This is a genomic window from Asticcacaulis sp. P2_C5, from assembly GCF_056404555.1.
In genome coordinates, this window is record NZ_JBFUDU010000027.1 from 1 (window position 1) to 14,389 (window position 14,389).

Annotated in this window: 4 protein-coding genes; all 4 read left to right on the forward strand. The window is 59.6% G+C overall.

From position 1 onward, the window contains the following. The first annotated feature begins 34 nt into the window (after positions 1–34). A complete protein-coding gene (locus tag AC1DXO_RS25975) occupies positions 35–3,922 on the forward strand; it encodes a LysM peptidoglycan-binding domain-containing protein (RefSeq protein ID WP_476981122.1) in 3,888 nt (1,295 codons plus the stop codon). Positions 3,923–3,964: 42 nt separating this feature from the next. Next, positions 3,965–4,348 carry a hypothetical protein gene (locus tag AC1DXO_RS25980; RefSeq protein WP_476981123.1) on the forward strand — a complete coding sequence of 128 codons (384 nt, stop codon included), beginning with the start codon at positions 3,965–3,967 and terminating at the stop codon, positions 4,346–4,348. A gap of 316 nt (positions 4,349–4,664) precedes the next feature. Further along, a complete protein-coding gene (locus tag AC1DXO_RS25985) occupies positions 4,665–5,813 on the forward strand; it encodes a tetratricopeptide repeat protein (RefSeq protein ID WP_476981124.1) in 1,149 nt (382 codons plus the stop codon). 269 nt (positions 5,814–6,082) lie between these two features. Continuing rightward, positions 6,083–14,389, forward strand: an 8,307-nt coding sequence (locus AC1DXO_RS25990) for a hypothetical protein (RefSeq protein ID WP_476981125.1), incomplete at its 3' end; no start/stop codon positions are given.

Consider the following 14,389-nt stretch of genomic DNA (forward strand, 5'->3'; position numbering starts at 1 on the left):
CTCGGAAACCACCGCCTACGACCTGCAGGGGCGGGTGACCCAGACCACGACTTTCGGCGGCCAGGCCACAAGCTACAACTACAGCTGGGTGGCGGCGACATCGACCGGCGAGTCGACGCTGACCCAGGAAAATTCCGGGGCCTGGACCCGGACCATGGCCGCCTGGGGCAAGTCCGCATCGACCACTACCAACCTGTTCGGCAGGGCGGTGGGCGCCGTCGATTTTGGCGGCCATTCGACCGACTACGATTACAACTTCGCCGCCCAACTCAGTCATCAGGACAGCTCGGCCGGCCAGAACATTGATTATCTCTACACAAGCAGCGGCCTGCTCGCCTCGGTCAGCGACGTCGCCCTGGGCAACAAGTCGGTCTATGCCTATGACAATTACGGCAACCGCACGGTCGAAGCCTATTACCACAGCGGAACCGCGCCGGTCTTCTATCAGACGGCGACCATCTCCTACGACGCCATGAACCGCGTCGCCCGCTTCTTCGACTCCGAGGCCGACATCAGCTACGCCTATGACGCCAACAGCAACCGGCGCCGGATCAAGAGCACCTATGCCATACTGACGCCCTACGGTTTCGGCCGGCCGGGCATCGCCACGACGACGACGGACTACTGGTACACCTACGACAAGAGCAACCGCATGGTTGTCAGCAAGGGAACCTTGTCCGGCACGACCATTATCGCCGGCGCCGACACCATCTTCCTGTCCTACAACCTGCGTGGCGACCGCACGCAGGCGGACTATGGCACCGGCACCAACGCCCATAGTGAATATTACAGCTACAGCGCCGATGGTTATCTCGAGACGGTCAAGGTCAAGAAGCCGACCGATACCGGGCCCGAGCTTCGCGTCGCCCGGACCAACGACATACTGGGCCGGATGACCTACCAGATCGAATACAAGGACGACGGCACGCCGACACAGAACGGCTCATACTCGCAGACGCGGTCGATGACTTACGATCGCGACAGCCGTATTACCGACGAGACCGACACCAGCTACACCCAGGAATATATCAGCGGTTCGACGAAGAACGTCACAACCACCAGCACAATCCACAACGACTACAGGCTCAAGGTCGGCAGTTCCTGGACCGGCACCGATATCGGCCAGGTGACCCATAGCACCACTCATCAGGTGCAGGTGGTATCGGGCGGCTCAACGACGACCCAGGACGTCGACGCCACCTTCACCTACACCTGGTGGGCAGGCGCCAAGACACTGTCCAACACGGTTGTGGCCACGACCACCGGCGTCACCACCTATTCCTACGACAACGTTAATGGCTTCCTCACCCAAGTCTACGACGCCGGCGCCCCTCGCAAAGTGACCTATGTGAACGATGCCTTTGGCCAGGTCGTCACGCGCCAGGAATATATCGGCACCAATGCTTCCGAGATCGGCGCGCGGCGCAGCTTCTTCTATCTCAACGGCCGCGTGATCGGCGATGCCGGCAGCGACCGGCTGGCCAGCGAAATCGACTATGCCCAGCAACTGGCCATGGACGACAACACCTACAGCCGGTCATGGTATGGCGCTAACGGTACCGAGATCATAAGCACCAACGGTCATAGCGACACCTACGAAGCCTATAACAATACCTCCGTCGACCAGAGCGGTTCAAGCTATACGGCCAATGCCGGCGATACCCTGCAATCCGTGGCCATGTCGATCTGGGGCGATTCCAGCCTGTGGTACCTGCTGGCCGAGGCCAATGGCCTGGGTGCTGGTACGACCCTGGGCGCCGGTCAGGTCCTGACCGTTCCGGGCAAAAGCACTAACCTGCAAAACGACGCCAATACTTTCAAGGCGTACGACCCTACCGATGCGATGGGCAACACCAACCCGACGCAACCCCAGCCGCCGCGCCCCAAGCAGCATGGCTGCGGCGTGGTTGGCCTGGTTATCGCCATAATCGTCGCCGCCGCGGTGGCTTACTTCACGCGCCGGCTGGACATCGCCAGCCAGATTCTGAAGGGCGCCGTGGTTATGGCGGCCTCTGATGCCGCTTTCCAGGCGACGCAGATCGCCGTCGGCAACCAGAGCAAGTTCAACTGGAAGGAACTGGGCGCGGCAGCCGACACCGGCGGAATCATGGGCGCCATGGGGCCGGTACAGCAGGCCGCTAACTTCAAGGAGGCGGTACTCCAGGGACTGCAGGCCAACGCTATCCACCAGCGGGTCAACCAGGTCTTTGGGCTGCAGAAGAAGTTCGACTGGACCAGCTATGCCGTCGCGGGCCTGACGGCGGGGATAACGCACGAGGTCGATCCTTGGATACAAAACAATATCTCCAATGACATGGCGGCTGCCGTCGTCAGCACGACCGTGGCGACCATCTCCGGCGCGGCCTTGCGGACTGCCTTGACCGGGCAGGAGTTCGGCAAGAGCGTACGTGAGGCCCTGCCGGATGCGATCATGAGTACGATCGGGAACATGATCGGAGAGAAGATCGGGAAGGGGTTGGATGACGCTCTGCATGCCCCCCTCTCTCCCATGGACTCCTCGTCCTCACCCGCAAAAATATGGCAGAAACACCTAGGCACTGCCGCCGATCTGGCTAGGCTTGCGGGTTACTCTGAAGAGCGCATACAGGAAATACTTCAAGGCGCCGTTATCCCGGAAATTAAAGCTGAGGACAATTTGGCATCTGTTGATCAGAAGACAATGGATGGGCGCTATGACAATGGAAAGATTTTCCTCAGGTCTAAGCTTATTTCGGACGCAAAAAATGATCGTCATGCCGCGGCTAAGCTTTATATGGCGATGGATGAGGAGCTAGGACACGCGGCCATAGATCAATTCAACTTAGGTGAAATCTTTGACTCGCTTGGCGTGGATGGAGGGGCAATTTTTGCCTTGTCTGATAGTCGTGCAACATTCAACAGTATGTTGGCAAACGGAACTGAGGAATTTAGTTATTCCGCTATAATTGGCGAAACAAATTACTCATTTTCTACCGATTTGTTCGATATGTTCAAAGCAGGTGTTGGGACATTTACAAGTGATAGAATTTTCGCAAACTACCACGATGCTAATGGCAGCTACCAATCAAGCCGAGAAAGGCCCATAACTTACGAAGATATAGAAGATTTGTGTAATGGAGATATGGGTAAAAAGGCAAGGCCAACTGCGGAAGAATACAATATTGTACAGAAAGCTCGTGTTGATGCCAAAAAATCGCCTTATGCCGTAAGGAGAGAAGATGGTGGTTGGTTGGAACAAAAGTTATTTGGAAAACGCAACCAGTTAATAGTTGAAAATACGGAAGACTTATTGCCTTTACTGACAGACGTAGCGAAATTGCGCACCAAAAAGGGAAAGGACACTACATTCGATCACTTAATTCTTGCTTTGACTGCTGAGGGGGCGCCATCCGATCCGTGCGGATACGAGATGCTTCCGCAAAATTCGACTGGCTCGAATTACTATACTTATGGTACGCCAACCCAAGGCAAGGGTCAGTTTGGATTGCCAGGTACGATCGACTTCATTGAAGACTTTGCTGCAAATTGGGATGGAAAACCGCTCGGGATCGGCAACATCAGCCTGGACGGTGGAGGTACCTTCGACCCTCACAAATCCCACAAAACTGGAATCGATATCGACATTCGGCCTGTTCGTTCCGACGATGCACATGTTCCGACAACATGGAAGAGCTCCGGTTACGACCGGGCCGAAACGCAGAAGTTGGTAGACGCTCTCTGGGCAACTGGTCAGGTCAAAACAATTTACTTCAATGATCCCAGCATCGAAGGCGTTAAGTACATTAAGGGGCATGACAATCACCTCCATGTCAGAGTAAGTACAACATGCCCCGTCCCGGCGCCAAAGGTCTCGGCGCCAAAGGTCTCGGCACCAAAGGTCTCGGCACCAAAGGTCTCGGCACCAAAGACGTCACACCAATGAAGGGGCATGGCGCCCAACTCCATGTCAGATTGAGTAAAAAACATGACCAAAATCATGATAGCGATCGTCCTGCTTACAGGTTCCATAATAGCCATCGTCCTGGTGGCCAATTTAATGACAGCACCAACTCACGCAGATCCATACTCAAGGCTCACAGGTGACTTCGCCATAATTGGCGAGGACGCCATCGATCCGCCTCCCGGCCAAAAACAGGATCGCCTCGGGATTTTCCTGGACGGCGACAGCGCGAAGCGCACTTATGAGGCGATGAAGGTTAAGCCAACCAATGACCAAGTCTGTGAGGAAGGTATGTTGGAAAAGCGAGCGGGCGGGTTAGTGTGCGACCGCTATGCGGATGGTACCTATTCCTGTAGCGTGGCGATCATGTTGACCACGGGTGAAACCAGATCAGTAGATGGCTGTTGAGCAGCGGACCTGGAGCTGTCGCTAGGAGAATAGATTCTCACAAAAAAGGTTTCAGAGTTACTTGTTGATATTGCCGTGAAAAAAGGAGACTGGAGCCACAGCTTTCCTGGAAGCGCCGAAGTAAAGGTGATCTCATTTTACGCGTCGCAATAAAATAGTGTTGCTCAATAGCTTTGTATGTTAGCGCACTAGGCAATGCGCGTTAAGGCTGGCTTAGTTGGCCGAAATGGCGCTTTTATAGGTTGGCGTATCTTTCAGCCATCACACTGCCGTTATGGCCTGTCCCAATACCAGCATTTATCTAAAAGTGTTAACCATGAGTGATCAACCCGGCATGAACGATCTGCAACAAAGATTCGCCCGGCTTGCCGGCTATCTCGAGCTCGATCCCGATAATCTCAACCTGCTCGGTGATGCCGCAGCGGGGGCGCTGGAGGCTGGTCTGCCCGACAGGGCTGTCGAGCTGGTCGACCGCTATCAGGCCATCGCGCCCTTGCCGGCGGCGTTGCTTAACCTGAAAGGTCTGGCCGCGCTCAGTCAGGAACAGTTTGACGTGGCGGCGGGCATTTTCGCCGACTTGCGGGTAACGGCACCGGACGACACCGGTTTGCGCTTCAACCTGGCCTGGGCCAAGACCATGCTGGGCGATGACGCCGGCGCCGCTGAGTTGCTCGACGACGCGACGGCTCGGACCGTGCCGGGCGCCGCGGTGCTCAAGGTCCAGGCCTTCCACCGCCTGGGTGATCTTGAAAGCGCGCTGCAGTATGGCGTTCCGTTGGCTGAGGCGCGGCCGGATGATGCGGCCTTGTTGGGCGCACTGTCCCTTGTCGCCATGGACGCGCAGCAGCCTGAGCTGGCACGCGGCTGGGCAGCCAGATCCCAGACAACAGCGGATGGCTTGTCGAGCCTGGGCGTCCTGACCTTGCAGGATTATCGCACCGACGAAGCCCTGGCCTGTTTCGATCGCGGCCTGGCCCTGCGCCCGGACAGCGCACGCAACCTGCTTGGCAAGGGGCTGGCCCTGATGTCGTCAGGCGACGGTATTGGCGCTGCCAAATATCTGGATCAGGCGGCCGGGATCTTCGGCAGCCATCTCGGCACCTGGATCGCCGCCGGCTGGGCACATTTCGTCAATGGCGATCGTGTGCGGGCGCGGGAGATTTTCGAGTCTTGCCTCGAACTGGACGATACCTTCGCGGAAACGCATGGCGCGCTGGCGGTGCTCGATATCATGGACGGCCAACTGGATAGCGCCCGGCGTCGGACGGAAACCGCCCTGCGTCTCGATCGCAAATGTTTTGCCGGCGCTCTGGCGAGGAGCATGCTTCTGGAGCACGACGGCGACGCGCAATCGGCGCAGCGGGTGCGGGATATCGCGCTGAATGCCCCCTTGGAATCCGGTCAAACCCTGGCCCAGGCCATGGTGCATATTGCGCCGAACTGGCGGTCGCGGCCCAAGCCCTAAATCACTTCATTATAGCGGATTTTGGAGCTGCTCCGATAGTCCTCGGTAGCGGCGTTGCGCGAAGACGCGAGCGAGCCGCACCGGCTTGCCGAGCGGGAAAGCCCTCTGGCGCATCTTTTTTTTCAATAATAATAACATTTAAAAACAACGAATTAGTCGATAGGGCAAAAATAGTTGGGGATGGCCGCTAAACAAATCCCAAAATCTTCCGATTGAGTCTTTGAAGAGAGTGAAGTTCGGCTCAGTGCCGGCGGGTTAAGGGGATTGTTATGGTTGCAGTTGTAACGGGTGCGGTGCGCGGGCTTATCGGTAATTCTGCCATGCTTTTGGGGTCCCAGGGACAATTGGGTACGGCCCTGTTGGGGCAGGCGGGTAACCTGGTGACGGTCAATGCCGCGACGGGCAATCTGGTGATCCAGAGCCAGGATGAGATGCTGCTCGGCAAGGGGCCGGACGACGTCATCACCAATACCTATAACAGCCTTGGAAACTACACGGCCAATGACTGGCAGGAAAGCTATCAGCGCCATGTCGGTACACCTACCTTGACGGTTAACACCGCAGGCAGCACGGTCACGCGCTATGCGGCCGACGGTTCCGAAATCCTTTATACCTACAATGCCAACTACAATGGCGTTGCTTGCTACGTGGGCAATGAAAGCGGCGGAGCCTACGATACCCTGGCCTATGCCGCAGGCGAATGGACGTGGACGGAAGGCAAGTCGCGGACGATCGAGCTCTACGACGGGGCGACCGGGCGCCTGAAGTCGGTGAAGGACGCCGACCTCAACGCGATGACCTATAGCTATGACGCCAACGGCCGGCTTGACCTCATCACCATGGCCAATGGCGACGCCACGCACGACTTCACCCGGTTCTATTACCTGGATGCGACCTCGCCGCTGGTGACGTCGATCGAGACCACATTCTGGGATTCGGCCAGCGTCGTGAAGACCCAGACGCGGACATCGTACGGATACGACGGCTCGGGGCGCCTGACCACGGTGACGGTCGACCTGACGCCTGAAAACACCACTGACAGCAAGACCTATGTCACGACCTATGGTTATGATGTGGCCAGCCGCATCAATTCGATTACGCAGAGCGACGGCACCCAGCTCGACATCGCCTATACGACCGGGGGGCTGGTCGCAAGCGTGACCCAGACCGTGGCGAGCGGGACGACCACGGTGACCTCGTTCCGCTACGGTATAGGGTGGACGACGGTCACCGATCCGCAGCGCAACAGTACGACCATGGTCTACGACAGCAGTAACCGCCTGATCCGGTTGATCTCGCCGCCAGCGGTGACCGACGGCCCGCCGCAGTTGCGGACATTCACCTACGACAATGACGGCAACCTGCTGTACAGCGCCCTCCTGCCCAATAGCCTGGTAGGCGACGCCAACTTCACCAACTATGCCACTACGTGGGGCGACCTGAGCATCACCCCCGCGGTCGCCACGACGCAACTGACCGATGCCCCTGGTGGCATCCAGGTCTACCGCCGCTATACCGGGTCATCGACGACGCCGATAACGCCAGGCGCGGGGACGGTGATGTCGCTGGGGCAGGGGCCGGCCCTGTCGGCCTATAATGCGGTGACGGCCGGTCAGTTGGTGCAGTTCAGCGCCTATACGGCGACCTCGGGCGCCAGCGCGGTCAAGCTCTATGCGAGATGGTACAACGCGAGCGGCACTTTCCTCAGCAGCACCGTCGTCACCGGCACCAAGGGCGGCGTGCTCGGTAGCGGCGGTTTGGCCAACGCCAATCTTATCAGTGGCTCGGCGACGGTGCCAACGGGGGCGGCCTATGTCGAGCTGATGGTCGAGGCCACGGCCGACGGATTGACGCAACTGAGCGTCGCCATCGCGCGCCCGACCCTGGTGATCCTGGGCACGGGCCTGTCGCCGGCGACGACCTATACCTACGACGCCAGCGGCAATGTGCTGTCGATGACCGACGCCCTGGGTCAGCAGACCTTGTACAGCTACGACAGCAAGAACCAGCTTTTGACGCGTACCGTGTATGCCGATGCGTCGACGCCGCAGACCACGCGCTATGTCTATGACGGCGAGAGCCACCTGGCCTATGCGATCAGTGCGCTGGGTGAGGTCACGCAGTACATCTACGACACGCCCGGCAATCAGACCGGGGTGACCCAGTACACGACCAACACCTATGATGTGTCGGCCCTGGCGATCAATGCTGCGCCGGCGTTGTCCGACATGACGACATGGCTGGGAACGGTCACCGACAAGTCGAAGGTGCTGCGTACCGTTTACACCTACGACCAGCGCGGCGCCGTGGTGACGGCGCGGAGCTATGGTTTTATCGACTCCGCCGGCACGACCTCATCGTCCTACATTACGACGTTTGGCTATGACCAGGCCGGGCGCCTTCTCAGCCGTGTCATGACCGGATTGGCCGGCACGGAGAGCTATATCTATGACGGCCTCGGCCGGGTGATCAAGTTCACCGCCTTCAACAGCAAGGAGACCAGGACCGACTATTACGACAATGCGACGGGTCTGCAGGCCGTGGTCACCCTGGCCAACGGGACGACCCAGACATCGACCTATGACCGGGCAGGGGAGCTGGCCACCTATGCAGTCAGCGGCAGCAATGTCAGCACGACGCTACAGTATACCTATGATTCCAACGGCAACCTGATCCGCACGACGGACACGACGACGTTATTGTCGAGCTACAGCGTCTATGACGAACTGAACCGCAAGGTGGCCGACGTCGCCACCGACGGCAGTGTCACGGCCTATGTCTACAACACCTACGACCAGTTGGTGCGTACGGTCGCCTACGGCAACCGGCTGACCACGACCCAGCTCAACCTGCTGAAGAACGCCACGACCGCGTCGGCCTCGATCACCCTGTCCCAGGTGACGCCGACGGCCTCGACGACCAACGACCGCCTCAACTGGAACATCTACGACGCCGACGGGCGGCTGGTGCAGACCATCGACGGGCTGGGCAATGTGATAGCCTTTGCCTATGACAAGGCAGATCGCCTGATCAAGACCACGGCCTATGACACAGCCGTCTCGGTGTCCACCTTCCTGACCACGCCGCCGGTTACGCCGGTGACGGTTCCGACGAGTCCCACCACGGACCGGGTGACGCGCGCCTTTTACGACAATGACGGCCGCCTCGTAGCGGCACTGGACGCCGAAGGCTACCTGACCCAGACCGAGTATGATGGCGCCGGCCAGAAGCGGCATACCATCGCCTCGTACAACGCCACCGTGGCGGCCAACCGGGCGACCGGCACCCTGGCTCAGCTGAAGAACGATGTCGGCACCAATGCCGCCAACGACATCCACAACTGGTACCTCTACGACAATGCCGGGCGCCTGAGGGCGGCGGTCGACGGCGAAGGCTATGTCACGCGCTACGACAACTACAATGTCCCGGGCTTTGTCGGCAAGGTAACCCGCGGCGGTGCGACGGTCACGGTCACGGCGACGACGACGTGGGACAGCCTGCCGGCGGCCTCGGGCAAGCTCGAGGTCACGACCTATGGCTTCGACCAGTATGGTCACATCCGGACTCAAACCCTGACCCTGACGAGCGGGGCAACCGAAACGACGACGTCCTACTATGACGAACTCTTCAACCTGACCAGCCGGACGACGGTGAGCAAGAATGCGCTCAATGCCACTCTGCAGGACGACCGGACGGCCAATATCCGTTACGACGGCCTGGGCCGCAAGATCGCGGAACTGTCGGGTGTCGGCTCGGCGGTGTTGGCGACCAAGACAACAACCGCGGACAAGGAGCAGGTGTGGACCGACTACGCCACGACCTATGCCTATGATACGGCAGGACGCCTGATCTCGCAGCGCGACGCCGACGGCAACCGCATCCTGTACTATTACGACGACAATGGTCGCCTGGCCTACCAGGTCGATGCGGCCGGCGGCGTTGTTAAATACGCCTACAACGCCTTCGACCAGAAGAGCGATGTGTGGACCTACGCCACCGCGATCACAGCCGCGACCCTGGCCACCCTTACCGGCGGCAGCATCGTCACCGCCCTGACCAATGCCATCGTGGCCGACAGCAACCGCGACGGCCATAGTGTCATCGCCTACGACGTCGACGGCAATGTCAAGACCGTGACCGTCGACCGGGTGGTAATCAACGGCGTGCTGCAGCAGGAAGTGACGGACTTCACCTACGACGTCTTCGGTGAAGAGATCACCCGGTTCACGCCCTACAAGAACACGGCGACGGTCCAGCGCGTGCAGACCGACCGGCACTATGACCGGCGCGGCCTGTTGCTCAGCACGACGGCGGATTTTGCGGCGCTGAAGCTGACGACCAGCTACAGCTACGACGGCTTCGGCCGCGTGAAGGACGTCACCGATCCGAACAATACCGTGCGTACGACGACCTATTATCGTGACGGTCATGTCAAGACCCAAGGCGACGGCATTCCCAATACTACCCAATACAGCTACGACGCCTTAGGTCATGTGGTGACCCTGATCGATCGGACCGGAGCGACGACGTCCTACGACTACGACGCCTTCGATCGCAAGGTCACCATCACCGATCCGAACAACACGACGACCATCACCACCCGCAATGCCTATGGCCAGACGGTCAGGGTCGTCGACCGCAGCAACACGACGACGACCTATGGCTTCGACGCCGACGGCAACCTGACCTCGACGAAGGATGGTCTCAATAACGATGAGGTCCGTCTCTACGACAAGGCCGGTTTCCTGAGCAGTGTCACCAGCGCGGCCGGGGTGGTCACCACCTACAGTTACGAGGGCGGACGCCTGAAATCCGAGACGGTGACCAGCGTGTCCGGCGGACTGGCGACGAACTGGGTCTATGACGGAAAAGGGCAGGTGGTGACCGTCACCGACGCCACCAACATAGCGACCACCTATACCTACGACCTGGCCAGCAACAAGCTGACCCAGGCGGTCGATCCGACCGGCCTGAACCTGGTCACCAAATGGGACTATGACGGCACTAACACCCTGACCGTGACCTCGCCGGCGGGTGTCGTCACCCTGTATACCTACGATACGGTCGGCCGCCTGGCCTCCGAGGCGGTCGATCCGACAGGCCTGAACCTGACGACATCCTACAGCTATGACGCCGATGGCAATGTCATCGCCATAACCGACCCTGAGAACAAGACGACGCGCAAAGTCTATGACGCCAACAACCGCGTCATCTTCACGATCGATCCGAACGGTATCGTCACCGGCTACAGCTACGACAATGAAGACCGGCTAACCCGGACAACCCGGTATACCGCTACGGTAGCCGGGACGGCGGACCTGGCCACGCTGCAAGCCCTGAGCACGACCGGCGCCAGCATCACACGCACGGTCTATGATGCCGGCGGCCGCGTGATCTACAGTATCGATCCGACCGGCGCCGTGACGGGTTACAAATATACCGGCAATGAAAGCCAGGTCACCCAGACCACCTTGTACAATACGCTTTACACCACACCGCCGACAGGGCCCGATGTAACGGCTTTGAACGCATTGAGCACGACCGGCGCCAGTATCACGCGCACGGTCTACGATGCCGCCGGCCAGATTACCTACAGCATCGATCCGACCGGCGCAGTGACCGGCTACAAGTACGACACAGACGGCCGGGTGATCCAGCAAACGCAATATGCCACACTCTATACCACGCCGCCAACGGGGCCGGATGTAACGGCCCTGAATGCGTTGAGCACGACGAGCGCCCTGATCGTGCGTACTGTCAACGACGGTGCCGGCCGTATAGTCTATAGCATCGATCCGCTCGGCGCGGTGACCGGTTACAAGTACGACGCAGACGGCCGGGTGATCCAGCAAACGCAATATGCCACGCTCTATACCACGCCGCCAACGGGGCCGGATGTAACGGCCCTGAATGCGTTGAGCACGACGAATGCCCTGATCGTGCGTACCGTCTATGACGGCGCCGGCCGGATTATCTACAGCATCGACGAGACCGGCTCCGTCACCGGCTACAAGTATGACGCGGACGGCCGCGTCACCCTGACCAGCCGCTATGTAACCCCGTATATGGCGACGGGAACGCCGAACCTGACCACGCTGAACGGTCTGACCAACACCCTCGATGTCGTGACGCGGGCCGTGTACGACGCCGCCGGACGTGCCGTCTACACCATCGATCCGGCCGGGTTGGTGACGGCGTACCAATATGACGGCGACGGTCGCGTCACCCAGACCACCCGCTATTACAATGCCTTCACCGCCACGGGTGTGCAGACCCTGGCCTATATGCGCGACACCTGGGTCCCGACCAAGGTCAATACCAAGGACCTGCGGAGTTATTCCTATTACGATGCCGGTGGGCGCCTGACCTGGTCGCTGTCGGCCGTGGGCGACTCGTCAAGCCTGACGACCGGATCGGTCACAGCCTATACCTACGACAAAGATGGCCGCGTCATCCAGACCGTGCGCTATGTCACGGAACTGACAGTGACTGCCGGAACGACGCCGACCCTGGCTGCCGTCCAGGCGATTGCTACCAGCACCTATGACCTGACGACGCGCTATGTCTATGACGTTGGCGGCCGCCTGATCTATGCCATCGGTTCGGCCGAGGGTACGGCGGAAACGATCGACGACGCGGTCACCGCTTATAGCTACAACGCGTTGGGTCAGGTAATCCAGACCGTACAATATTATGCCCGTTATGTGCCGACCGATACGCCGGATGCAGGCATCATGGCGACCTGGGTCGGCAACAATGGCGGTGTCAACGGCGGAACCAATGACGCGGCGACGCGTTCGCTCTATGATGCGGACGGGCGGGTGATCTATACCGTCAGTGCCGCCGGCACCGTGGTCAAATACGACTATGACAGCTTCGGCAGAGTCACGAAGGAGACCGATTACTCCGCCACCTATACGACCGCCGGCACCCTGGTCAAGACGACGATGGACGGCCTGAGCACAACCGGCAGCCGCGCGGCGAGCTATGTTTACCGCGCCGATGGCACCGTCAGCTACACGATTGATTCCGGCAGCCGCCGTACGGACTATAGCTACGACAACCTGGGCCATGTGACGCAGACATCGTTCTACCTGACCACGACGCCGGCCGAAAAGCTGATCACCCACCACGTCTATGACAGCGTCGGGCGCGAGGCCTATACGATCGATCCGGCCGGGTCGGTCAGCGCCTATACCTACGACGCGTGGGGTCACGTCGTCCAGACCATCCAGTATGCCAAGGCGTGGACGGTCGGCGGTGTTCCGGATATGGCGACCTGGGTGCCGGCGAATGCCAACACTAACAATGACCGTGTGACGCGTGCGCTCTATGACGACGACCACTTGATCTATACCGTCGACGGTTCTGGCGCGGTAACACAGTACAGCTACAACAATCTCGGCCTGGTCAAGGCCATGGTGCAATATGCCACGCGCTTTACTGCGAGCGGCGTCCTGATTTGGTCCGGTACGGCGCTTCAGGGCCTGACCGTCGACGCGGCAAACGACCGTAGCACCGGCTATACATACGACAATGACGGCAACCTGACCACGGTCGTTGACCCGGCGAATGTGCAGACGCGCAGCTGGTACGATGCCTTCGGCCGCAAGACCCGAACGGACACCGCCTACAGCACGACGGATATCACCAGGACAAACTGGTCCTACTCCACAAGTGGTGTCGTCACCCAGACCGCGGCCTATGGCACCACAGAGGTGGTGGTCACCAAGTCGACCTACAATGCCCTGGGCCGCCTGGCCAGCTCGACCGACGGCAATACCTATGTCACCACCTACAGCTACTACAAGGACGGTCGCCTGAAGACGACCAGCGTACCGACCGGCCCGGCCGGCGGCTCCCTGTTAGCGGTGACGACCCGCGTCTACAATGCCTTCGGCGACCTGGTGAAGCTGACCGACCCGAACCTGAACGTCGGCTACTTCTACTACGATACCCTGGGCCGCCAGCAATGGCAGATCGATGCCATCGGCTACGCCACCGAAACGGCCTACAGCCTGGACGGCGGTATCAAGTCGGTCAAGCGTTACGCCACGCCCGTCGACCTCAGCGCCATCAGCACGACCAACCGGCCGGCCACGGTCACCAACGACACCTACAACGAAACCAAATTCACCCGTGACGGCGACGGTCGCGTCCTGACCAGCGTCGACGGCGAGAACAATACCACGACCTACGAATATGACGGCCTCGGCAATCGCACAAAGATGACCAATGCCGCCCTGGCGGTAACTATCTACAGCTATTACACCAATGGCCTGCTGAAGACCGAAGAAAAGCCTGAGACCAAGATCGGTACGGTGCAGATCGCGCCGGCGTCGATCACGGGTTATGCCTACGACATCTTCGGCAACCGGACCAATATGACCGAGGCCGTCGGCGCGACGGAACAGCGTAGCACATTCTACGAATACGACACCAATAACCGGCTGAAGAAGCAGACTGGCGATACCGTGCCGCTCAACGGTGGCCCGGCCCTGGTTACGCTTATCCAGGACTTCCAGTACGACAAGCGCGGCAATCTGGTCTATTCCAAGGATGCCGCCGGCGGCGTC